This is a genomic window from Gymnodinialimonas ulvae (assembly GCF_037543845.1).
Lineage (GTDB): Bacteria > Pseudomonadota > Alphaproteobacteria > Rhodobacterales > Rhodobacteraceae > Gymnodinialimonas > Gymnodinialimonas ulvae.
In genome coordinates this window covers 386,591-408,677 of sequence record NZ_JBBIFX010000003.1, presented here as the reverse complement: position 1 = coordinate 408,677, position 22,087 = coordinate 386,591, and the positions used below count along the sequence as shown (strand labels likewise).

General features: G+C 63.2%; 24 protein-coding genes. 10 read left to right on the top strand and 14 right to left on the bottom strand.

Annotation, left to right across the window (positions count from 1 at the left end; genetic code table 11):
* Nucleotides 1-17: 17 nt before the first annotated feature.
* Entirely contained in the window at nt 18-977 is a 960-nt protein-coding gene (locus tag V8J83_RS16035) for an acetyl-CoA carboxylase carboxyltransferase subunit alpha (RefSeq protein ID WP_339987442.1), read from the top strand.
* On the opposite strand, the gene V8J83_RS16030 is transcribed toward V8J83_RS16035, so the two are convergent.
* From V8J83_RS16030 to V8J83_RS16010, 5 genes are read right to left on the bottom strand one after another with little or no spacing between them, the layout of a single operon-like run.
* Entirely contained in the window at nt 974-1,189 is a 216-nt protein-coding gene (locus V8J83_RS16030; RefSeq protein ID WP_339987441.1) for a hypothetical protein, read from the bottom strand. The genes V8J83_RS16035 and V8J83_RS16030 overlap by 4 nt on opposite strands.
* Nucleotides 1,186-1,785: a pyridoxamine 5'-phosphate oxidase family protein gene (locus V8J83_RS16025; RefSeq protein WP_339987440.1), complete on the bottom strand. Its 600-nt coding sequence runs from the start codon at nt 1,783-1,785 to the stop codon at nt 1,186-1,188. Before V8J83_RS16025 ends, V8J83_RS16030 begins: the two co-directional genes overlap by 4 nt.
* Nucleotides 1,785-2,510, bottom strand: a complete 726-nt coding sequence (locus tag V8J83_RS16020) for a lysophospholipid acyltransferase family protein (RefSeq protein WP_339987439.1) — start codon at nt 2,508-2,510, stop codon at nt 1,785-1,787. Before V8J83_RS16020 ends, V8J83_RS16025 begins: the two co-directional genes overlap by 1 nt.
* The gene (locus V8J83_RS16015; protein WP_339987438.1) at nt 2,507-3,409 is read right to left on the bottom strand and encodes a cell division protein FtsX; all 903 of its coding nucleotides are present in this window, start codon (nt 3,407-3,409) and stop codon (nt 2,507-2,509) included. Before V8J83_RS16015 ends, V8J83_RS16020 begins: the two co-directional genes overlap by 4 nt.
* Nucleotides 3,406-4,083, bottom strand: coding sequence for a cell division ATP-binding protein FtsE (locus V8J83_RS16010; RefSeq protein ID WP_339987437.1), 678 nt, complete (start codon nt 4,081-4,083; stop codon nt 3,406-3,408). The genes V8J83_RS16015 and V8J83_RS16010 overlap by 4 nt, the downstream gene beginning before the upstream one ends.
* A 246-nt stretch (nt 4,084-4,329) precedes the next feature.
* Here V8J83_RS16010 and V8J83_RS16005 point away from each other — a divergent pair, with 246 nt between their 5' ends.
* On the top strand, nt 4,330-5,256 hold the full coding sequence (locus V8J83_RS16005; protein WP_339987436.1) for a zinc-ribbon domain-containing protein: 927 nt from the start codon (nt 4,330-4,332) through the stop codon (nt 5,254-5,256).
* 6 nt (nt 5,257-5,262) lie between these two features.
* Here V8J83_RS16005 and V8J83_RS16000 read toward each other — a convergent pair whose 3' ends face one another.
* The 3 genes from V8J83_RS16000 to V8J83_RS15990 all read right to left on the bottom strand — a co-directional run bounded on the left by V8J83_RS16000 (nt 5,263) and on the right by V8J83_RS15990 (nt 9,530).
* Nucleotides 5,263-7,812 (bottom strand): DUF4175 domain-containing protein, encoded by a 2,550-nt coding sequence (locus tag V8J83_RS16000; RefSeq protein ID WP_339987435.1) that lies wholly within the window; start codon nt 7,810-7,812, stop codon nt 5,263-5,265.
* Nucleotides 7,813-7,843: 31 nt separating this feature from the next.
* Complete coding sequence (gene lysA, locus V8J83_RS15995; RefSeq protein WP_339987434.1) at nt 7,844-9,109, bottom strand: diaminopimelate decarboxylase; 1,266 nt, start codon at nt 9,107-9,109, stop codon at nt 7,844-7,846.
* A gap of 109 nt (nt 9,110-9,218) precedes the next feature.
* Complete coding sequence (locus V8J83_RS15990) at nt 9,219-9,530, bottom strand: DUF2834 domain-containing protein (RefSeq protein WP_339987433.1); 312 nt, start codon at nt 9,528-9,530, stop codon at nt 9,219-9,221.
* Nucleotides 9,531-9,719: 189 nt separating this feature from the next.
* On the opposite strand from V8J83_RS15990, the gene V8J83_RS15985 reads away from it, so the two are divergent.
* The 3 genes from V8J83_RS15985 to V8J83_RS15975 all read left to right on the top strand — a co-directional run bounded on the left by V8J83_RS15985 (nt 9,720) and on the right by V8J83_RS15975 (nt 14,033).
* Entirely contained in the window at nt 9,720-11,369 is a 1,650-nt protein-coding gene (locus V8J83_RS15985; RefSeq protein ID WP_339987432.1) for an electron transfer flavoprotein-ubiquinone oxidoreductase, read from the top strand.
* A gap of 120 nt (nt 11,370-11,489) precedes the next feature.
* Nucleotides 11,490-13,187 carry a tetratricopeptide repeat protein gene (locus tag V8J83_RS15980; protein WP_339987431.1) on the top strand — a complete coding sequence of 566 codons (1,698 nt, stop codon included), beginning with the start codon at nt 11,490-11,492 and terminating at the stop codon, nt 13,185-13,187.
* 3 nt (nt 13,188-13,190) lie between these two features.
* Complete coding sequence (locus V8J83_RS15975; RefSeq protein ID WP_339987430.1) at nt 13,191-14,033, top strand: 4-(cytidine 5'-diphospho)-2-C-methyl-D-erythritol kinase; 843 nt, start codon at nt 13,191-13,193, stop codon at nt 14,031-14,033.
* On the opposite strand, the gene V8J83_RS15970 is transcribed toward V8J83_RS15975, so the two are convergent.
* Nucleotides 14,009-15,022: a polyprenyl synthetase family protein gene (locus V8J83_RS15970; protein WP_339987429.1), complete on the bottom strand. Its 1,014-nt coding sequence runs from the start codon at nt 15,020-15,022 to the stop codon at nt 14,009-14,011. The two genes, V8J83_RS15975 and V8J83_RS15970, sit on opposite strands and share 25 nt — an antisense overlap.
* A gap of 52 nt (nt 15,023-15,074) precedes the next feature.
* Between V8J83_RS15970 and V8J83_RS15965 the strand changes: the two genes are divergently transcribed.
* The 3 genes from V8J83_RS15965 to V8J83_RS15955 all read left to right on the top strand — a co-directional run bounded on the left by V8J83_RS15965 (nt 15,075) and on the right by V8J83_RS15955 (nt 16,291).
* On the top strand, nt 15,075-15,290 hold the full coding sequence (locus V8J83_RS15965) for a putative signal transducing protein (protein ID WP_339987428.1): 216 nt from the start codon (nt 15,075-15,077) through the stop codon (nt 15,288-15,290).
* Nucleotides 15,290-16,018 carry a tRNA1(Val) (adenine(37)-N6)-methyltransferase gene (locus V8J83_RS15960; RefSeq protein ID WP_339987427.1) on the top strand — a complete coding sequence of 243 codons (729 nt, stop codon included), beginning with the start codon at nt 15,290-15,292 and terminating at the stop codon, nt 16,016-16,018. The genes V8J83_RS15965 and V8J83_RS15960 overlap by 1 nt, the downstream gene beginning before the upstream one ends.
* Nucleotides 16,019-16,126: 108 nt before the next feature.
* Complete coding sequence (locus V8J83_RS15955) at nt 16,127-16,291, top strand: YdcH family protein (protein WP_339987426.1); 165 nt, start codon at nt 16,127-16,129, stop codon at nt 16,289-16,291.
* A gap of 27 nt (nt 16,292-16,318) precedes the next feature.
* Here V8J83_RS15955 and V8J83_RS15950 read toward each other — a convergent pair whose 3' ends face one another.
* Nucleotides 16,319-17,266: a transcriptional regulator GcvA gene (locus tag V8J83_RS15950; RefSeq protein ID WP_339987425.1), complete on the bottom strand. Its 948-nt coding sequence runs from the start codon at nt 17,264-17,266 to the stop codon at nt 16,319-16,321.
* 94 nt (nt 17,267-17,360) lie between these two features.
* On the opposite strand from V8J83_RS15950, the gene V8J83_RS15945 reads away from it, so the two are divergent.
* Nucleotides 17,361-17,486, top strand: coding sequence for a hypothetical protein (locus tag V8J83_RS15945; protein WP_339987424.1), 126 nt, complete (start codon nt 17,361-17,363; stop codon nt 17,484-17,486).
* A 100-nt stretch (nt 17,487-17,586) separates the two neighbouring features.
* Nucleotides 17,587-17,727 (top strand): hypothetical protein, encoded by a 141-nt coding sequence (locus V8J83_RS15940; RefSeq protein ID WP_339987423.1) that lies wholly within the window; start codon nt 17,587-17,589, stop codon nt 17,725-17,727.
* 183 nt (nt 17,728-17,910) lie between these two features.
* Here V8J83_RS15940 and yddG read toward each other — a convergent pair whose 3' ends face one another.
* The 4 genes from yddG to V8J83_RS15920 all read right to left on the bottom strand — a co-directional run bounded on the left by yddG (nt 17,911) and on the right by V8J83_RS15920 (nt 21,988).
* Nucleotides 17,911-18,786: an aromatic amino acid exporter YddG gene (gene yddG, locus V8J83_RS15935; RefSeq protein WP_339987422.1), complete on the bottom strand. Its 876-nt coding sequence runs from the start codon at nt 18,784-18,786 to the stop codon at nt 17,911-17,913.
* 148 nt (nt 18,787-18,934) lie between these two features.
* Complete coding sequence (gene phbB, locus V8J83_RS15930; RefSeq protein WP_339987421.1) at nt 18,935-19,657, bottom strand: acetoacetyl-CoA reductase; 723 nt, start codon at nt 19,655-19,657, stop codon at nt 18,935-18,937.
* Nucleotides 19,658-19,751: 94 nt separating this feature from the next.
* The gene (locus V8J83_RS15925) at nt 19,752-20,927 is read right to left on the bottom strand and encodes an acetyl-CoA C-acetyltransferase (protein WP_339987420.1); all 1,176 of its coding nucleotides are present in this window, start codon (nt 20,925-20,927) and stop codon (nt 19,752-19,754) included.
* Nucleotides 20,928-21,154: 227 nt separating this feature from the next.
* Nucleotides 21,155-21,988: an EAL domain-containing protein gene (locus tag V8J83_RS15920; protein ID WP_439649794.1), complete on the bottom strand. Its 834-nt coding sequence runs from the start codon at nt 21,986-21,988 to the stop codon at nt 21,155-21,157.
* Nucleotides 21,989-22,087: the final 99 nt, after the last annotated feature.

The window sequence follows — 22,087 nt, the reverse complement described above, 5'->3', positions numbered from 1 at the left end:
GAGCAGAGAGCGCCGCGATGAACTATCTCGACTTCGAAAAGCCGCTGGCCGAAATCGAAGGCAAAGCGGAAGAGCTGCGCGCAATGGCGCGGCGCGAAGAGGGTATGGATGTCGCGGATCAAGCGGCGGCTCTCGACAAGAAGGCCGCCGATATGCTGCGCGATCTGTACAAGGACCTGACGCCTTGGCGCAAATGCCAGATCGCGCGCCACCCCGACCGGCCCCATTGCCGCGATTACATTGATCACTTGTTCACCGAGTACACCCCGCTGGCCGGGGATCGAAACTTCGCGGACGACCATGCGATCATGGGCGGCCTGGCTCGCTTCAATGACACGCCGGTTGTGGTGATGGGCCACGAAAAAGGCCACGATACAAAAACGCGTATCGAGCGCAATTTCGGCATGGCCCGACCCGAAGGGTATCGCAAGGCCGTGCGTCTGATGGATCTCGCAGACCGGTTCAACCTGCCGGTCATCAGTCTTGTCGACACGCCCGGCGCCTATCCGGGCAAGGGGGCTGAGGAACGCGGTCAATCCGAGGCCATCGCGCGGTCTACCGAAAAGTGCCTGCAGATTGGTGTTCCGTTGATCTCGGTCATCATCGGAGAAGGCGGATCGGGTGGGGCCGTGGCATTTGCCACCGCCGACAAGCTCGCCATGTTGGAGCATTCGATCTATTCCGTGATCAGCCCCGAGGGCTGCGCGTCGATCCTGTGGAAAGACGCCGAAAAGATGCGGGAGGCTGCCGAAGCGCTTCGCCTGACCGCCCAGGACCTGCAGCGCCTTGGCGTGTGCGACCACATCATCGGCGAGCCGCTCGGCGGTGCACAAAGAGATAAGCCCGCAACGATCGACGCAGTGGGCAAAGCGATTTCCGATCTGCTGACCGAAATGGGGACACCCACGCGTGCGGATGTCATTGCAAATCGCCGCCGGAAATTCCTCGATTTGGGCTCCAAAGGCTTGGCGGCTTAACGCCGGACGAGCACCATCCCGGCAAAGACCATCACCATCGACGCGACCAATGCGCAACCGGTCAGCACCATAACGCTCACCGCGTCGGAGCATTGCTCGGCGCCCGGGCAACCGCGACCGCGCCAATCCGTGAAGGCCGCATAAAACACAAAGGCGGCGATCACACCCAACCCGAGGGCCAGCACAAACACCATGTAGCCAAGCGCCTTCACCACATACGGCCCTTGGCATATTCCGCGTAGCCTGTGTCGTAGGCCTCGGCATCGAAATCCGCATGCACGGCCTTCACGAAATCACCCGGAGTCGGCAGCCCGTCCGCGTCATCCCGAGACCACAGGCCCGAGCGGATCAAGGCCTTGGCGCATTGGAAATAGACCTCCTCGGTCTGCACGACGATGACGGTTTTCGGATGTTTGCCGCCTTGCTCGAACGTTTCGGTGACGTCCGGATCATCCGTCAAAAACGCGGTGCCGTTGATCCGCACCACGTTGTTGCAGCCCGGTACCATGAACATCAGCGACACGCGCGGATCCCGTACGATGTTGCGCAGATTGTCGATCCGGTTGTTCCCCCGCCAATCCGGCAACCAGATTGTCCGATCGTCGACCATGCGCACCACCGGACCGTCGTCGCCACGGGGGCTGGCGTCCGTGCCCTCGGGCCCGACTGTCGACAGGATCACGAAGCGCGCGGCGTCGATCCATTTGCGATAGAGCGGTGTCAATCGCGGCGTAACCTTTGTCAGCGACGTCTCAACCGGGGCGCCATAAAGCGCGGCGAGGTCTTCGAGCGACGTGATTTTCCGCATCAATTCCTCCGCTCAAACCCGGCTTCGACCAAAAGCGCGTCGCTTGCCGTTTCGATCTGTGATTCCAGGCGCTGCATGAAATCCGCAATTTCAAGCCCAGGTTCGATCCGCGGAAGGAATTCGACAACCGCAACGCCCTGCTTGCGCAGAATCCCATGGCGCGGCCAGAACACGCCAACGTTCGTTGCAACCGGGACGCACGGCTGACCGAGCTGCTCATAAAGGGCGCCGGTGCCGGCCTTGTAGGGGGCGGTTACACCCGGCGCGACGCGGGTGCCTTGCGGGTAGATGATCAGCTGACCGCCTTGCTGCCTACCGTTTTTCACGTCCCGCAGCATTTTCTTGATAGCCGCGCCGCGTTTGCCGCGATTGACGGGAACCGAGCCAATGCGCAGGGCATATTGGCCCAGAACCGGCGAATACATCAGCTGTTTTTTCATGATGAATTTACCGCGCGGCACGGCGTTGTAGATCATCATGATGTCGAGAAAACTCTGGTGCTTTGCGGCGATCATGACCTCGTCGGTCGGCGGTGTGCCGCGAACTTCGGTCTTCAGGCCAACCATCCAGCCAAGCGTCCAGAACACCCATCGGCTGAGTGCGTGGCAGGCGGCATGCGCCCCGGACGCGCTGAACAGGGCGTAGGGGAAGTACGCCACGGCCACAACAAGCATGGCAACGTACATCTGGATGATATGCAGAAGCGAGCGGAGCCATTGGATCATTGCAGGCTCCTCAGCGTGCGGAAAGCCGCGATACCGGTTGCCGCGAAGGCGGTCGCCGCGGCCAGGACAGGAATGAGAAGCGGCCAAAACCAACCCGTGCCCGAAAAGCTGAGCCCTGTCAGAATCGCGGCAGTGTCTTGGGCCGATGGCAGAAGCGCAACCGCCAGAAGGCCTACGCCTGCCCCAAGGGCGGCGCCGGTCAGGGCGCGAAGGGTGAAACGGCGGACAAAGGCGCGCGCAATGTAGCTGTCCCGCGCGCCAACAAGACGCAACACACGGATCACCTGCTCATTGGCGCTGAGCGCGGATTGCGCGGCCAGCGTCACCATCGCCGCCGTTGCCCCAAGGATCAGGGCCAGCGCCACCCAACCCAAGATCCGCAGCCGTGTGGCGGCCTCGGCCAGTGGGCGGCGCCAGCGGTCATGGTCATCCAGAACCGCACCGGGCGCCTCGGCGGCAAGCCTTTGGCGCAGACCGTCGGCGTCGTAGCCCTCGGGCGTCTCGGTGATTTCGATCAATTGCGGGACCGGAAGATTGTCGAGCGGCAGGTCCGGGCCGAACCACGGCGCGAGCAACGCCTGTTGATCTTCATTGGTCAGCGCGCGGGCGTTTTCGATCCCGGGGGTCTGCTCCAACACGTCCAGAACGGCCCAAGTCTGTGCATCCATCTCGGCTGCGGGGGCTGAAATTCGGATCGTCGAGGATTGCGCCAAGGCATCCGACCAACGCTCGGCAAGGCGGCCCGACGCTATCGCAAGAGCCATCGCAAAGACGGCGAGAAAGGCCATCGCGGCAGAGGTCGCAAAGGTCAGCCGGGCCGATTGTCCGCTGCGCGGCACGACCCGATCCGCGCCTCTGTCCCCGCGTACGATCGCGAAAAGGTCGTCCCGCAGGTTCATAAATCCGCCCCGGCTGCTGTGACGTTGCCGCCCTGAATCCGCAAAACCCGCGCCTGAACACGTTGTTTTGCGGCGCGGATAAGGGCCAGATCATGCGTTGCGATCACCACGGTTTTGCCCAATTTATTCAATTCGATCAACAGGTTCAGCAATCGCAGTGACATGTCCCAGTCGACGTTGCCCGTGGGCTCATCGGCCAGAATCATATCGGGATCCATGATGATCGCACGGGCGAGCGCGGCGCGTTGACGTTCCCCGCCCGAAAGCTCTGGTGGCAAGGCTTCCGCCCGCGCGGTCAGGCCGACCCAGCTGACCAATTCGGTCAGGTCGGTTTTCTGTGTCATGCCGGCTTTGCCGGTCACATTGAGTGGCAGGGCGATGTTTTCGGACAGGGGCAAATGGTCAAGGAACCGGCAATCCTGATGCACCACGCCGATCCTTTGTCGCAGATCCGCGATGCCGTCCCGGCTGAGCCCGGTTGCGGTGTGGCCGAAAAGGGTGACGTTGCCGCCTGTCGGCAAAAGTTCCGCGTAGCACAGCTTGAGAAACGTGGTCTTTCCGGCCCCCGATGGCCCAGTCAGGAAGTGAAACGAACCGGGAGCCAGGTGCAGAGAAAGATCGGACAAAAGCGGTTCTGTCCCATAGCCGTAGGCGGCGTCCTGCATCTCGATCATTTGGCCCTGCGCCCCTGCGCCGCTCGTGTTGGCCCTGTCTTGCACCCTTGGCGGGTCACTTGCAATCGCACCGCGTGTGCCCGGCGTCATATGGCGCGCAGATGCAACTTCCTTAGTCTTGGGGCGCGGCAGGGATTGGAAACAGCTATCGGGATTGTTAATCATTGTATCAGACAACCGAACCGGCCCCATGGTTATGGGACCGTCATGGCCAATCGGATGGCCAAACCACGAGAGCAGTGAACCATGCGACTGACGTGCCCAAACTGCAGCGCGAAGTATGAAGTCGACGAAAGCATGATCCCGGCTGTTGGTCGGGATGTGCAATGCTCGAATTGTGCTACCACGTGGTTCCAACCGGGGGTTCGCCCGGCTGATCCGGAGCCCGCGCCAGCGGAGCCCGCGGCAGAGGATGCAGCGCCCGAGATGGAGGGGTCTGATCCGGTGGACGATACGCCTGAGCCGGAACAAGACCCCGCCCCAGCGCCGACCCCGCAGCCTGATCCGGAACCGCAGCTGGAAGAAATCGACATTCGCGGTTCAAGCGGTGCGATGGGCACCGACGCGGGCGACGATGCGCTCGACCGCCCTGCGCGACGTCAGATCGAGGCCGGTGTTGCCGATATCCTGCGTCAGGAAGCGGAGCGCGAAGCACGTCTGCGCCGCGGAAATGCTGAGCCCGCCGCAGTACAGACGCAATCAGAAATGTCGTTGAGCGGTAACGAAGATCGCAACCGCGCGCGCCGTCTGGTCGGGTTGGAAGAAGCGGAAGACGCGTTCGAGGTTGAAGATCTGGCTGCAACCGCAGCCGCTGCCGCCGCTGCCCCCACCCCGACGCCGTCGCGCAGTGACCTGCTGCCCGACATCGAGGAAATCAATTCGACCCTGCGCGCCACCGGTGATCGGAGCGAGGATGAAGATGACGCCAGTGACGTGGATACGATTGTCGAAAGCGCGCGGCGTCGTGGTCGCGGGCGGTTCGGCTTCTTTCTCGCGTTGGTGCTCGTGGCGCTTGCGGTGGTGCTCTACCTCTATGCGGAGCAGATCACCGAAGCCGCACCGCAGGCGGGTCCGGCCCTGGAGCGCTACGTCGAGTTGGTGAATGCCGGGCGATTCTGGCTGGACGGTTTTGCCCGCTCCTTAGCGGGCGGCGCGGCTGGCCCGAGCGAGTAGCGCGTCTCAGAATTGATCCAGAAGGCGCCGCAGGTAATCACGCTCCACCTCAGGCCGACCCTGTTCAGCGGCCCGGTCGCGCAGCAGGTCCAGCAATTCGCGGGCCCGACGGCGTGCATCTTCGCTGCCTTCCAACCCATCGTCTGATCCGAACGCGCCGTTGTTTCCGGCCTGGCGCCCAAGCGGGTCCTGCAACGGGCGGCTTTCGGCCATGTTGCCTTCGGCCTGACCCTGACCGGGTTCCGCGCCCTGTTCCTGTGCCAGGGCCTCGCCCAATTGCGTCATGCCCTCGCGGATCGCCTCCATCGCCTCGGACTGCAGGTCAAGCGCTTCGGCAATGTCGCCGCGTTCCAGCGCCTCGGCGGCCTCGTCCATCGCCCGACCTGCGCCGTCAAGTTGTTCGAGCGCTTCGTCCCCGGCCTCGGTTCCGGTGCCAGGCAGGCGGCGTGCCTGTTCCTCAAGCTGGCGGCGCAGCTCTTCCTGGCGCTCGGCCAAGGAGCCCGCGCCTTGCTCGTCATCCCCACCCAGGCCCTGGCCCGGGTTTTCGCCATCCTGACCCTGCTGGTTGCCTTGCGGAGCGTCGCCTTGCTGTTCGCCTTGTTGACCGGGCCGGTTCGGGTTGAACTGATCCTGTAGCTCCTGAAAGCTGTCATCGCTGAGGTTTTGTTGGCCGCGCAGCGTGTCCTGCAGCCCTTCCATGGCCTCTTGCCCGGGGGTCTGAGGCCCGTCGCCGCCCTCACCGCCTTGGGTGATTTCCATGTTCTCCAGAAGCTGCTGCAGCTGTTCCAGCAATTCCATGGCTTCGGCCATGCGACCTTCTTCCATCAGCTCCTGAATGCGCTCCAGCATTTCGTCGAGGTCGGCCGAGGACATTTCCATGCGTTCTCCGTCGCCTTGATCAGGCTGGTCGGTGTCGTCGCCAAACTCCGTGTTGTCGGCGAGTTCCTGCATGTAATCGTCCATCGCCTCGCGCATTTCCTGCATCAACTCGGCGATTTCCTCGTCGCTGGCGCCTTGGCGCATTCCTTCGGCGAGGCGCTCCTGCGCGCGGCGCAAGCGCTCCAAAGCGTTGTCCAAGTCGCCGAATTCCAACTCAAGCGCGGCCTCCCACAGGATCTCTGCCACGTCCTCCTGCACCTCAAGCGACACGAGATCGACGGCGCTTTCCAGTCTTTGGATGGCCGATCGGAGGGAAAGGTAGACGGCTTCGGGCAAACCCGGTTCCGGCAGATGCGTCATGGCGCGCAGCAGACGCGCGCTGCGGTCGGCGTTGGCCCGATTCCACAGGATATCGCGACGCATTTCGATCAGCGCATTGGCCATCGGATCGAAGAACCGCTGCCCGGGCAGGCGGTCCACGTCATAGCGAACGGTGGCGATTTGGCCCGCGTCATCGGTCACGGTCAGCGTCAAGGTGATGGGTAGGTTGGCGAAGGGATGCTCGCTCAGGTCTTCAAGGACGACTTCGGTGAAGGCGTCCCGGTTGCCGCGAAATGGCATCGGCAGGTCCAGCACGACGGGTTCGCGCGGTTCCGGATCTGGGATCAGGCCAAATCGCCGATCAACGGCGTCGAGGTTCAGGCGGATCGTCGCGGTACCGGACCGGACTCCGTAGTCATCGCTGGCGGTGAAGCTGAATTCCATTGCCCCGGGCGGCTCGCCTTCGACCTCACCTTCAAGGGCAACACTCGGCGGTTGATCGGGCCGGACCGAGACCAGCCATTCGCGCCCGCCTGGGCCGTCGACGGCGAGAATGCCGCCCTGTTCCATAACGACGGTCTGGGCGTAGGCGTCCGGGTCGGGGTCTGGCATGGGGCCGACGTCGGTGCGCAGGGTGATCGCGCCCGGTGCGCCGTATGCACGCAGCGTGATTTCCGAACCGAGCGGGGCTTCGAAGCCATCGGCGGTGATTTCATTGAGGTAAAGCGACGGGAGGCCGGTGTAGAGCGGCGGTTCGACCCAACCTTCCCAGCTTGGGCCGGAGGACGCCGTTGCGGGACCTGCTCCAAGCGGAACATCGCCCACTTCGCCGACACGGCTGAACGCGCCAAAGAGAAGCGCCATCGCAAGGGCGGTCGCGCCAATGTAGCGCAAAGCGTAAGGATCGCGCGCCGACAGGCGGAGGTCCGGCTCGGGCGCGCGTGCCGTCGCAGCGCGCTCTGCCATGCGCCGCACATGCGTGGCCCATACCGAGCGGCTGGCCGGATCCGTGCCGCCGACAGCGGGCGTGTCCATCAGGCTTGTAATCGGACGCCCCGGCATGGTGGCATCCAACCGCGCGATGGCGTCATCGCGTGAGGGGTGCCGATAGAGACGGAGCCCGCGCACAAAAAACCCAAGCGTTATCAGTCCAATACCGCCTGCAACCGGCCAGAGCCATGTCGCGGGAAGCAGGCTGCCTGCGCCGAAGGCTGCGGCCGCGAGCACGATGAATATCAAGGTCCAGACCGGCCAGAAGGCCCGCACCGCGCGTTCTGCCACCATGCCCAAACGTGTCAGGCGCAACGGCCAGATCAGGTGTTGGAAGGCGGAGGTCTTTGGGTCGCGCTTGGTCATGATCCCCTTCTCGGGCAGGGCCCGGCGGGCGTCAGGCCCATGTCGGAATAGTATCGCGGTTTATCATGTCGTCAAACGATGGACGCGCGCGGATGACGGCGAATTGATCACCGTTCACGAGGATCTCGGGGATCAGGGGGCGGGAGTTGTACTCACTGCTCATCACCGCGCCGTAGGCCCCGGCGGAGCGGAAAGCGATCAGATCATTTTCCTGCAATTCCGGCAGGTTACGCTGTTTGGCGAAGGTGTCGCCGCTTTCACAGACCGGGCCGACGATGTCATAAGGCGTCTGCTCGGCGCCGGGGGCGGGCTCGATCACCGGGACGATATCATGCCAGGCGCCGTACATCGCGGGCCGGATCAGGTCATTCATCGCCGCGTCGAGGATCAGAAAATCCCTGTCTTCTCCGTGCTTTACGTAGATTGTCGCGGCGACGAGAAGACCCGCGTTGCCGGAGATCAGGCGCCCCGGCTCGATCTCGATCTCGCAGCCCAGATCGCCAACGGTGCGCTTGATGACTTCGCCATATTCGAGCGGCAAGGGCGGGGCGGAGTTGGAGCGTTCGTAGGGAATACCAAGCCCGCCACCAAGGTCGAGACGGGTGATTTCGTGGCCGTCCGCGCGCAGTTGATGGGTGAGTTCGGCGACTTTTGTGTAAGCAATTTCAAACGGTTCTAGGTCAGTGAGCTGACTTCCGATGTGGACGTCGATGCCGATCACCTTGAGGCCGGGGAGGGTCGCGGCATGGGCATAGACCTCGCGTGCGCGGGCGATGGGGATGCCGAACTTGTCCTCCTTGCGGCCGGTGGAAATCTTTTCATGCGTCTTGGCATCGACGTCGGGGTTCACGCGGATGGTGATGGATGCAATTTTCCCCATGCTTCCAGCTACTTGGCTAAGCCGTTCCATCTCGGGCTCGGATTCGACATTGAACTGCCGGATGCCGCCACCGAGCGCGAGGCGCATTTCTTCGGCGGTCTTTCCGACGCCCGAAAACACGATCCGCTCGCCTGGCACACCGGCGGCCTTGGCACGCAGATATTCACCGCCCGACACCACGTCCATACCGGCCCCAAGCGACGCCATATGGGCAATAACCGCTTGATTGGAATTGCTTTTCATCGCGTAGCAGATGAGGTGATCAAGGCCGGAAAGAGCCTCGGTGAAAACGTCGAAATGACGGGTCAGAGTGGCGGTGGAATAGACATAGAAGGGCGTGCCGACGCTGGCCGCGATATCGGTCAGGGGCACATCTTCGGCATGCAAGACACCGTTTTTGTAGAGAAAATGGTCCATCCGATCGCGCCTTTTCACCGTCTTCGCGGGCACCTAGCATTGATTCCGACACGTTCAAAGGCCCCGAAGATGCGATCGGAAGAACGGATTTGCGTGCATCTGAACGCAATCATGCGGCGCGGCGGGCCATCAGGAAGAGCGCCAACGGAAGGCCCGCCGACACGCCGATCCCGAAGGTTGCGGGCACCACCAGAAGGAACCAAAAGTCGCGGCGCTGGATGACTTCGACGGCGACCCAGATCATCAGCGCGATTGCCGCAATGGTCAGATCCCAGGTCAAGCCGGTGGTCGCCTCGTTTACATACCACGCGTCGATCATCGGCCCGAGATCCCAGCCGTGTTCGTTGAACCAGGCGTAGAAATGCCGCCACGGGTAGTAGATCCCGGCGAGGAAAACGATGGCGTAGATGATGCGCAGCATGGGGCCCTCCGATCAGCGTCATGTTCGCAGGTAGCGCCGCCGGGCCGCAGCGTCCATGCCGCGCAGCAGATGAAAATGATGCGGCGTCACAATTGACGCCTGCGTCACCTGCGCGCTACCTCTCGCCGGACGCCATTTCCGGGCCAATTGTACAATGGACCCGATGACAGCTTGAGAGGGACCGGAGACATGTCCGAGATCGAACGCGAAAGCATGGAATATGACGTGGTCATCGTGGGCGCGGGACCTGCGGGGTTGTCCGCGGCGATCCGGCTCAAACAGCTGGACGCGGATCTGAACGTTGTGGTGCTGGAAAAGGGATCCGAGGTGGGGGCGCATATCCTGTCGGGTGCGGTTCTCGACCCGGTTGGCCTCGACACGTTGATCCCCGACTGGAAAGCCAAGGGCGCGCCGCTCAACGTGCCGGTGAAGGACGACAAGTTCTACATACTGGGAGAGGCCGGTGGCCTGCGTATCCCCAACTTCCCGATGCCGCCGCTGATGAACAACCACGGCAATTACATCGTCTCGATGGGCAATGTCTGCCGCTGGATGGCGGAGCAGGCCGAAGAGATGGGCGTTGAGATTTTCCCGGGCATGGCGTGCTCGGAGCTGGTCTATGGTGAGAGCGGCGAAGTGAAGGGCGTGGTGGTCGGCATTTTCGGGTTGGAGCCGGATGGATCCTATGGCGAGGGCACGGAGCCGGGCATGGAGTTGCACGGCAAATACGTGTTCCTGAGCGAAGGCGTGCGCGGGAGCCTGTCGAAAGAGGTGATCGAAAAGTTCAGCCTTGACGCCGACAGCGAGCCGCAGAAATTCGGCCTCGGGATGAAGGAAATCTGGGAGATTGACCCGGATAAGCACAGCGAAGGGTCGGTGTTTCATTCGCTGGGCTGGCCACTTGGCAAAAACGCCGCAGGTGGGTCGTTTGTGTATCATGCCGAGAACAATCAGGTGTTCATCGGGCTGGTGACGGCGCTGAATTACAAGAACCCGCATGTGTATCCCTACATGGAGTTCCAGCGGTTCAAGCATCATCCGATGATTGCGAAGCTTCTGGAGGGCGGCAAACGCGTGGCTTATGGCGCGCGGGCGATTGCGCAGGGCGGTTGGCAGTCGATGCCGAAGGCGTGCTTCCCTGGCGGGGCATTGTTGGGATGTTCGGTGGGCCTGGTGAATGTGCCGCGCATCAAGGGCAATCATAATGCGATGCTGTCGGGGATCGCGGCGGCCGAGGCGGTGCATGCGGCGATTGGGGAGGGCCGTGCGTCGGACGAATTGACCGAATACAACACCGCGTTGCGCGAGGGGCCGGTGGGACAGGACCTTTACAAGGTGCGCAATGTGAAGCCGATCCAGTCGGGCAATGGTGTGCTTGGCGCGCTGGGTCTGGGCGGGTTCGACATGTGGACGAACACCATCGGGTTCTCGGTTTTTGGCACCAAGGAGCACGGCAAATCCGACGCCGATGCCACGATGAAGGCGGCGCGGTGGAACCCGATTGAGTATCCCAAGCCCGATGGCGTGTTGAGCTTCGACCGGCTGACCAATGTGGCCTATTCGTTCACCAATCACGAGGAAAGCCAGCCCGCGCATTTGAAGCTGAAGGACCCGAGCATTCCGATTGCGGTGAACCTGCCCGAATACGCGGAGCCGGCGCAGCGCTATTGCCCGGCGGGGGTGTATGAGGTGGTTGAGGAGGCGGGCAAGGACCCGCGGTTCCAGATCAATTTCCAAAACTGCGTGCATTGCAAGACTTGCGACATCAAGGACCCGAGCCAGAATATCAACTGGACCCTGCCGCAGGGGGGCGACGGGCCGAATTATCCGAACATGTGACGGTGTCGTGGCCCCGGCGGGCCGGGTGTTGACGCAGAAGTCAGGTCGGTGCGATTGCCCTTCGCCCGGGTGCGGCCTAGTCTTTTGCGCGATGCTGCGCGCAACGGGAGAGCACTTGCCATGGCCTTGAAACACACCCTGTCTGTCCTTGCCGTTCTGGCCGGGACTGCCGGGACACCTTCGTCCGTGGCCGCGGATGGTCTGGCGGGTTCGTATCTTGCGGCGCGGTCAGCGGCGATGGCGGGCAATCACGAAGAAGCGGCGCGGTATTTCGACCGTGCGATTGAATATGATCCCGCCAATGGCTTCTTGATTTCCAATGCCGTCTTTGCCCATGCGGCGCTGGCGGAATGGGAAGAGGCGGCTGAAATCGCCGCCGATCTGCCTGCGGGGGCGGATGGGCAGGAGTTGATCGCGCTGGTCGCGTTTGTGCGGCATGTGGCGCAGGATCAGCTTCCCGAGGCGATTGCGATGATCGAGGCTGACAACGGCCCCGGACCGTTGGCCGATGAGCTGACGCGCGCGTGGTTGGTCTTTGGACAAGGAGATATGTCCGGGGCGGTTGAGACGTTCGAGGCGCTGGCCAGCGAGCGGGGATTGGAGGAATTGGCCGCGCTGCACCTGGCGCTGGCGCGGGCGGCGGTTGGCGATTTCGAGGCCGCGCATCAGATCCTGTCGGGCGAGACCGGGGTCGAGATCACCAACACCGAACGCGTGGTGCGCGCGCGGGCGCAGATCATGGTGCAGCTCGACATGCGGGGCGAGGCCCTGGACTTGCTGGACGGCTACACTCAGGCGGTGCCGGACCCCGGGCTTCTGGCGTTGCAGGCCGAGATCGGCAGTGGCGCCGAGACGCCGTATGATTTCGTTATCACCGCGCAGGAGGGCGTGGCGGAGGTGTTTTTCACCGTTGCGCAGCTTTTGTCGGGGGATCGGAACCGAACGCTGCCGCTGTTGATGACGCAGGCCGCGCGTGGGATTGATCCGACGCATACCGACGCGGCGCTTCTGGCGGGCGAGTTGATGAGCGAAGAGGGGCAGGTTCATCTTGCGGCGACCACGCTGGCCTCGGTGCCGGAGGGCGATCCAAACTACATCGAGGCGCAGATGGCGCGGGCCAATGCCCTGGAAGACATGGGCCGCAGCGAGGAGGCGATCAGCACGCTTTCGGCGCTGGTCGAGGCACGCCCGGAACTGGCCTCGCTTCAGGCGGCCTATGCCGATGTGCTTCGCCGCAACGAGATGTTCGCGGAGGCGATCGAGGCCTATAGCGCGGTGCTGACGCTCGTCGACGCGGATCTGCCACGGTATTGGTTCATCCACTACGCGCGCGCCATCTGTTACCATCAGCTGGACGATTGGCCCCCTGCCGAGGCGGATTTCCGACGTGCGTTGGAGTTGAACCCTGAACAGCCCAACGTCTTGAACTACCTTGGTTATTCTCTGGTCGAGCAGCGCCGGAACTTCGATGAAGCGCTGGATATGATTCAGCGGGCCGTCGCGGCGCGGCCCGAAAGCGGCTATATCGTGGACAGCCTTGGGTGGGTCTATTACCGGCTTGGCCGGTTTGACGAGGCGGTCGCGCCGATGGAGCGGGCGGTGGAGCTTGAGCCCAACGATTGGATTCTCAACGATCATCTGGGCGACGTCTATTGGATGGTTGGACGCTACCGTGAGGCGGAGTTCCAATGGCATCGGGCGCTGAGCTTTGATCCCGATGACACGGACGAATTGGACCGGATCCGGCGCAAGTTGGAGGTCGGACTGTACGATGTCCTCGAAGAGGAAGGTGGCGTCGGGGCGCTGGAGGAAGAGTGACGCATGCGTATGCGTGGTCTCGCGCCGGCCAAGGTGAACCTGGCGCTGCATGTGGTGGGCCGGCGGGACGATGGGTTACACCTGCTCGACTCACTGGTCGTCTTTGCGGACACCGGCGATTGGGTCGAGGTTCGGCCTGCTGAGACGATGCGGCTTCGCGTGCAGGGGCCAACCGCCGAGGGGGTGCCGACGGATCAGCGCAATCTGGCCTGGCGTGCCGCGGACTGGGTCAGGCAATCCGCGGATATTCTTATAGAAAAACACCTGCCCCATGCGGCGGGGATTGGCGGCGGGTCGGCCGATGCCGCCGCTGTTCTCCGCGCGTTGGGCTCCACGGGCGCGGGTAGCGAGGCGTTGGGGGCCGATGTGCCGGTCTGCGTCCGGTGCCGCCCGACACGCATGCGTGGCATCGGCGAAGTGCTGGATGATGTGCCGCCGCTGCCCGCGCTATGGATCGTGCTGGTCAATCCCGGAGTGGAGGTGCCGACGGGGGCCGTTTTCGGCGCGATGGAGCGGGTCGATAACCCGCCCTTGCCTGCGCTGGATTGGACAGATTTCGACAGCTTCCTGGGATGGTTGGTGGAGACGCGCAACGACATGGAAGGCGCGGCGAGAGACCTGCAACCCGTCATCGGCGCTGTGCTGGAGCGTTTGGCGGCGACGCCGGGCTGCGCATTGGCGCGGATGAGCGGATCGGGGGCGACGTGCTTTGGCCTATACGCGGGCGAAGCGGAGGCCCGGGCGGCGGCGGCGGCCCTGCCGGAGGGTTGGTGGGCGGTTGCGGCGCGGGTCCTTGAGGACAGCCCGACGGCGCAACGTATTCAGTTCAGCCGCGCCACCACATAATCGGCTAGATCGCCGAGCATATCGCGGATCGGATCATCAGGTAGATCGGCCAGCGCGGCCTTGGCCCGGGCGACGTGGGCGTGGGCTTCGTCGCGGGTTTGCGCGAGCGTACCATGCAGCGTCAGAAGGCGTAGGGCTTCGTCGAGATCGCCGTCGTGCTGATCGCCCTTGGCGATGGTGCGGGCCCAGAAGGCGCGCTGTTCCGCATCGGCGGCGGCGATGGCGCGGATCACCGGAAGGGTCAGCTTCCGTTCACGGAAATCGTCGCCGATGTTCTTGTCGAGCGTACCCGTACTGGCGGCGTCCACACCGCCCCAATCGAGCAGATCATCGGCCATCTGGAACGCCACGCCAAGGCCGTCCCCGTAGGCGGCGAGGGCGCGCACGATGGCCTCGTCGCTGTCGGAGATCACGCCGCCAACCTCGCAGGCGGCTTCGAAGAGCGCGGCGGTCTTGCCCCGGATCACCTGCAGGTAGGTGGCCTCGGTCGTGTCGATGTTCATCGCGGCGGAGAGTTGCAGGACCTCGCCTTCGGCAATGGTGGCGGCCGCGTTCGACAGAATACTGAGCACCCGGAGCGAGCCCGGTTCGACCATCAACTGAAACGCTCGGGCAAAGAGGTAATCGCCAACCAGAACGCTTGATTTGTTGTCCCACAGCAGGTTCGCGGTGGGCCGACCGCGCCGCTTTTCGCTTTCGTCGACGACATCATCGTGCAGCAGCGTAGCGGTGTGGATAAACTCGACAGTGGCGGCCAGTTTCACGTGATCGGTGCCGGTGTAGCCGCAGAGCCGCGCGCAGGCGAGCGTCAGCATCGGGCGCACACGCTTGCCCCCGGCCTCCACCAGATGGGCTGTCACTTCGGGGATACGCGGGGCGTGTTCGGAGGCCATACGGTCGCGGATCAGGGCGTTCACACCGGCCAGATCCTCGGCCAGCGCGGCGCTCATGCGCTCGTGCGGTTTGGCCGCTGCGTGATCGAGGCCCATGTGCTCTATCCCCCGTCTCGACATCCCGGCGTCCGCTGCTTACCAGTCGGATATGCTTGAAATCCTGCGCAGTAACGACCCAACCGTGATCGCCTTCGCTTCGGCGCTACTATCTGGCGAGGATATAGAGGTGTTCGAGATGGACGTCCATATGAGCGCCCTTGAAGGCAGCATCGGCATATTGCCGCGCCGTCTGCTGGTGCGGCGCGCGGATGCCTTCGCGGCGCGGGCGGCATTGCGCGACAACGACCTGCCGGTAAGCGAGTGATGGATGGGGTGACGCGGGACGGGTTTCTGGGCGGTCGGGTGCAGGCCTGGCAACCCAGGGACGGATATCGCGCGGCGACCGATCCGGTGTTTCTGGCGGCGGCCTGTCCGGCGCAACCGGGAGAGCATGTTCTGGAATTGGGATGTGGTGTGGGGGTGGCGGCGCTGTGTCTGGCGGCGCGGGTCGAGGGGGTGCGTGTCACCGGCGTGGAGCGGCAGGCAGCCTATGCCGATCTTGGGCGACGCAACGGGGTTGCTTTGATCGAGGCCGATTTGACGGATTTGCCCGCCGAGCTGCGCCAGCTGTCCTTCGATCACGTCATGGCCAACCCGCCCTATCTTGCGAAGGGAGCCGGGACGGCGGCGCAGGATGCCGGGCGCGAGTCGGCGTTTCGCGAGGAGACGCCGCTGGCCGATTGGTGCGGGGTTGCAAAGGCACGGTTGAAGCCGGGTGGATGGCTGACGATGATCCATCTTGCGGAGCGTTTGCCAGAGATTTTGGCCGCGTTGGACGGCTACGGATCGGTTGCGGTTCTGCCGTTGGCCGCGCGCGAGGGCCGCGCGGCGGGGCGAGTGATTTTGCGGGCGCGCAAGGGCGGACGCGGAGCGTTTCGGCTCTGCGCGCCAATTCTTATACATGAAGGTGCCGTGCATGCGCGTGATGGGGATGATTATTCTGCAACAGCGCGGGCGGTCCTGCGCAACGCAGAGGCACTAACCTTCGATTAACCGGCAATGTGCCAAGCATTTTGGACGACGCCTGCCGTCGGACGTGACATGACGCCGATTTTGTGCTGCACTTTCGGGGTTAACATTCCACAACGAGAGGAGACTCATATGTCGCTTGGCGCCCATCTTCAGGAACTCAAGAAGAAACACGCCCACCTCTCGGCTCAGGTCGAGAAAAGCCAGCAAAGCCCTGCTACGGATGATCTCACGATCCGCGAGCTGAAGAAGGAAAAGCTCCGCCTCAAAGAAGAAATCGCGCGGCTCGACAGCTGATGCGATGATGTCGACCGGGGTCGGTCGCTAGTCGGCCACCTCGGCGGCGTCCACAAACGACAAGTCTTTCCGATACGCCTCAAGCCCCACGGTCTGTGCTTCGAGGAAGTCAAGAAACGCACGCACCTGCGGACGGTGTTCGGAGCCTTCCGGGCAGACGAACCTATATTTGGCGCGCGTCGTCAGACCGATCTTGTAAGGGGCCACGAGCCGCCCGTCCCGCAAATCCCCCTCCGCCAGAGAGATCCGGCCCAGGACCACGCCGCCCCCGGCGATGGCCGCGTCGAGCGCGTGATCCGCCTGGCTGAAGCGGGTTCCAGAGGCGAACCGCGGTGGCAATCCGGCAGCGCGGAACCAGGCGGGCCAGTCGAAGGCGGGCTTGAAGCCTGCGGTGTCGTCTTGATGCAGAAGCGGCGCGCGGGCGAGGTCCGAGGGGTCGGGATATTGCGCGGCCAAGGCGGGGGTCATCATCGGGGTCAGCCATTCGTCCATCACCTTGCGGGAGAACAGGCCCTCTTCGGCGCGCGGAAAGCCGAAACGGATCGCGACGTCGACGTCATCGCGGGTGAAATCCATCAGCCGGAGCGTGGCGGAGAACCGAAGCTCGATCCCGGGATGGGCCTCGGCGAAGGTGAAGAGGCGCGGTGCGAGCCATTTGGCGGTGAACGCGGGGCCGGCGGTGACGGTCAGCGTGGATTGATCGACCGAGCGCCGTGCGGCGCGCCATGCGGCCGAGAGCGCGGTGAAGCCATCGGCGGCCCCGGGCGCCAAGGCGCGACCCGCGTCGGTCAACTCCACCGCGCGGTTCAGGCGGCGGAAGAGCGGCGCTTCGAGATGTTCCTCGAGCGACTTGATCTGAAACGACAGGGCGGCAGGTGTGACGTTCAACTCCGCCGCCGCCTTGGAGAAGCTCATGTGGCGTGCGGCGGCATCAAAGGCGCGCAGGGCGGTCAGGGGCGGGAGGCGATCAGACATACAGTTAAGTATAACTAAATCGAGGCGATGGAAAGTCTCGTTTGCGAAAAACCGGATTGCGGCCCAAGTAAGGTTCAACAGAAACACAAAGCTTATGAGGTTCGATATGTTCTTCGACAACACAACCGACGCCCGTGCTCGCGATGCCATCACCCGCGCCCATGCCGAACGCGGCAAAATCCTTGGCGAGGTCTGGGGCTTTCTGACGGGCCGCCGCTAAGCCGGGCGACGTGGGATGCGGGGTTGCGCAAAATGCAATTCTATCTTCCCTGAAAGCCCCTATCTCTTGGTTGAACGCAAGACAAAGAAGCAGGTTTGCCATGTATCAGTATTATTGTGATCCCGATTTCGACCAGATCATGCGGGACGCCCGCGCGGCCCGTCGCGACGCCCTGCGCACGCTTTGGCGGCGTGCCATGCGCAAGTCCGACCCGGTAGAGGGGCGTGTTGCAGCCAGTTGATGGCGGCTATGCTGAATTGGCATTTGGGGGCGGCGTCACTTCGGTGTCGGAGCCAGACCTGATGTTTTTCACTTGCCCGATTAGAAAGTCAGTTAAAATGCTTTTCACTTACATGCGCCGCATCACCGGAATGACGGCTGCACGCAGGGCCCGCGACGCGCAGGATATGGCGCGCCTGATGGGCTACCTCGGCGCGTTGCGCTGACGCAGGGCAGAGCCGTAGGCGGCCAGTCCGGCGCCGCCGGAAATCAAGGCGGCAGCTGTTAGAAGCGTGAGGGAGGTCGAAGCCACCCCCACGAGGACAAGGATCAGGGTCGACAACAGCGGGGCTGCGTAGCTTGCGACGCCCAGAAGCTGAATGTCGCCTGCCTTGACGCCAATGTCCCAGACATAAAACGCAAGGCCGACCGGCCCGATCCCGAGGGCGAGGACCGCGCCCCAGCCAGTGGTGTCCTGCGGCCATTGGGTGACTTCGAGCATCAGGTGGAGCGGGACCGAGAGCAGGGCGGTCAGCACACAGAACACCGCGACGCTTTCGGTCGGGATTGCCCCTGCGGTGCGGGACAGCACCGAATAGCTTGACCACGTCAGGGCGCAGAGCCCGGCGAGGATAAGGCCGACTCCCCCGGTGAAGCCATTGCCATCCGGCGCGATCAGGAGGGCCGCCCCGGCGAAGGCAATCAGAGCGCCAAGGACGTGGTAAAGGCCCAGGCGTTCGCCCGGGAGCAGGCCCGAGAAAAGCACGATGAACAGCGGCCAGAGATAGGCGATCAGGCTGGCCTCGGCAGGTGGGGCGAGGCGCAGGGCGCTAAAATACAATGCATGGTAGCCGAAAAGGCCAAGGGTACCAAAGAGATAAACACGCAGCGGCACGCGGCGCAGGCGGGACCAGCCGTTCGTTGCCGCGACCCAAAGCAGGCCGATCGTGCCGCCCAAGGTGAAGGTCATGGCATTGAGTTGAAACGGCGGTACGGGGTCCGTGCCTATGGTGAAGAGCGCCAGAAGGGCCCAGAGCAGGACGGCGATCAGGCCGATGGCGGTGGCGGAGTGGCGCGACATGGGCATCGCGTTAGGCGAGTCGGGGCCGATGTGGAAGGTCGAAAACGCCTTGGTGCTTTCGGGGGTGTGGAGGCGTTTGGGAGGTGCGGATTGAAAAAAGGCCCCCGCGGATGGCGGAGGCCCTTCTGTTTTGCGGTGCGGCTCTGGGTCAGACGAAGAACTGCGCGCCGTTGGCCGAGATCGTCGAGCCGTTGATGAAGCCGCTGTCATCGGAGGCCAGGAAGCAGACGCAGCGCGCGATTTCCTCGGGCTCGCCCAGGCGGCCTGCGGGGATCTGACCGATGATCGATTCGCGTACCTTTTCCGGCACGGCCATAACCATTTCGGTGGCAATGTAGCCGGGGCAAATCGCGTTGGCAGTGATTCCGGCGCGCGCGCCTTCCTGGGCCAGGGATTTGACGATGCCGAGGTCACCGGCCTTCGTTGCGGCGTAGTTGGTCTGGGCGAATTGCCCCTTCTGGCCGTTGATCGAAGAAATCACGATGACGCGGCCGAACTTGCGCTCGCGCATGCCGGGCCAGATCGGGTGCACGGTGTTGAACACACCAGTTAGGTTGGTGTCGATCACCTGATGCCACTGCTCGGGGGTCATCTTGTGGAACGGTGCATCGCGTGTGATCCCGGCGTTGGCGACGACGACCTCGATCGGGCCGAGATCGGCTTCGACCTGTTCGATGCCTGCCTTTGAGCTGTCGTAATCGGCAACGTTCCACTTGTAGGTCTTGATGCCGGTCTCGGCGGTGAATTTCGCGGCGGCTTCATCGTTGCCGGCGTAGGTTGCGGCGACCGTGTAGCCATCGGCCTGCAGGGCCTTCGAAATCGCTTCGCCGATGCCGCGGCTGCCGCCGGTGACCAGTGCAACTCGTCCCATGTTTGTCTCTCCTTCTGAGGTGTCGTAAGTTTATTATTCAATGAAAAGGCCGTGCGCAAGATTATTGCGCACGGCCAAGGATGTTATGGGTGAATTAGTCGCGTTCGACGCAGAGGGCAACGCCCATGCCGCCACCGATGCAGAGGGTAGCGAGGCCTTTTTTGGCGTCGCGACGCTGCATTTCAAAGAGCAGCGTGTTCAGGACCCGACAGCCCGAGGCGCCGATGGGGTGGCCGATGGCGATGGCGCCGCCGTTGACGTTCACGATGGCGGGATCCCAGCCCATGTCCTTGTTCACGGCGCAGGCCTGGGCGGCGAAGGCCTCATTGGCTTCCACGAGGTCGAGGTCATCGACCGTCCAGCCCGCTTTTTCCAACGCTTTGCGAGAAGCGTAGATTGGGCCGACGCCCATGATCGACGGGTCGAGGCCTGCGGTGGCGTAGGAGGCGATGCGGGCCAGCGGTTGCATGCCGCGCTTTTCAGCGTCGTCGGCGGACATCAGCAGGGTCGCGGCGGCGCCATCGTTGAGGCCGGAGGCATTGGCGGCGGTGACGGAGCCTTCTTTGGTGAAGGCGGGGCGCAGTTTCTGCATGGCTTCCATCGTGGCGCCGTGGCGGATGTATTCATCCTGATCGACGGTGATGTCGCCCTTGCGGTTGGGCACGATCACGGACGTGATTTCATCGGCGAACCGGCCTGCTTTCTGGGCGGCTTCGGCCTTGTTTTGCGAAGCGACGGCGAATTCATCCTGCTGATCGCGGGAGATCTGCCATTTCTCGGCGACGTTTTCGGCGGTCTGGCCCATGTGGTAGCCATTGAAAGCGTCCCACAGGCCATCGCGGATCATCGTGTCGATGTATTTCATGTCGCCCATCTTCTGCCCTTGGCGCAGAGTGGCGGCATGGGGGGACATGGACATGTTTTCCTGTCCACCCGCAACAACGATGGCGGCATCGCCAAGTTGAATGTGCTGAGCGCCAAGGGCGACGGCGCGCAGGCCGGAGCCGCAGACCTGATTGATGCCCCAGGCGGCGGCCTCTTGCGGGAGACCTGCGTTGATATGGGCCTGACGGGCGGGGTTCTGGCCTTGGGCGGCGGTCAGAACTTGTCCAAGAATGGTCTCGGACACCTCGGCCTTGTCGACACCGGCGCGTTCGACAACCGCTTCGATTACGGTCTTGCCGAGGTCGTGTGCGGGAGTGTTGGCGAAGGAGCCGAGGAAGCTGCCGACCGGGGTCCGGGCGGCGGAGGCGATGACGACATTGGTCATGGGGAGGTGTCCTTTCCTGTCCGGGTCGGGAGGAAAAGTTGGTTCCCGACCGCATGCATTTGTTGGGCTGGGTCATAAGGGCGCATTTGCGCGATGGGCACCGGACACGGTGTCTCAGGCAAGAATATAAGGGCCGTTATGCACGGACAGCAGAGCTTTACGTAGGGTCGCTTGCGCCGCGTTCTGGTGGGATCGGTTCTCACATGAGCCGCCGAGCGCGTGGGCGCTCAGGCGGATTTGGCCATGACCGAGCCGCCAAGTTCGGGCAATCGCATGCTAGGCGCGCCGTAGTAGTAGCCTTGCAGGCATTCGGCCCCGGCGCGGGCGAGCCAGGCGGCATCGGCGGCATTTTCCACCGATTCCGAAACCACCAGCATGTCGAAATGTCGGGCGAGCGAAATCAGCGCTTCGGTCAGTACCTGATTGTCGGGATCACTGGCCACGTTGCGGGAGAACTGGCCGTCGATCTTGAGAATGTCGAAATAGAAGGTCTTGAAATAGCGGAAGGCGGTGTAGCCCGCGCCAAAATCATCGAGCGCGAAGGTGATGCCCTTGTCCTGTAGATCTTCCATGAAGATGGCCACGATCTCGGGCATCATCATCACGGAGCTTTCGGTGATCTCGAGGATCAGCCGTTCGACCACGGTGGGATAGTCCCGCAGGTAGCCGCGCAGCGTCTGCATCCAGCGGGGGTATCCGACGGAGCGGGCGGACATGTTGATCGACAGGCGCAGGGTCGGGTTGGCCTTCAGCGCTTCGAGCCCGATCTTTAGCGCGGAGCAATCGATCTGCCGACCGATATCAGTATCCTCGACAGCGCCCATGAAATCGCGGGCGGGGATCACCCGGCCGGTTTCGTCGAGCACGCGGATCAGACCTTCGAAGAAGGCGATGCCCTTGCCGTCGGAGCGCATAACGGGTTGATAGGCCAGCCGCGTGTCGCCGCGCGCGATGGCCTGCTCGACCATGGCAAGCGTGCCGCGGTCACGTTGTGAGATGGCGGCGTCCAGCGGACTTTCCGTACCGGGTTCCACAGGCTCAGCTCTGGTGTTGGGCATCATCCCACTCCGAAAAGAATCTCACGATCGTTTTGGCGATTTGACGTGTCAGCCATTAAGGAAGAATGAAATTCGACATTCGTAGAAAATCCGGGGGAAATG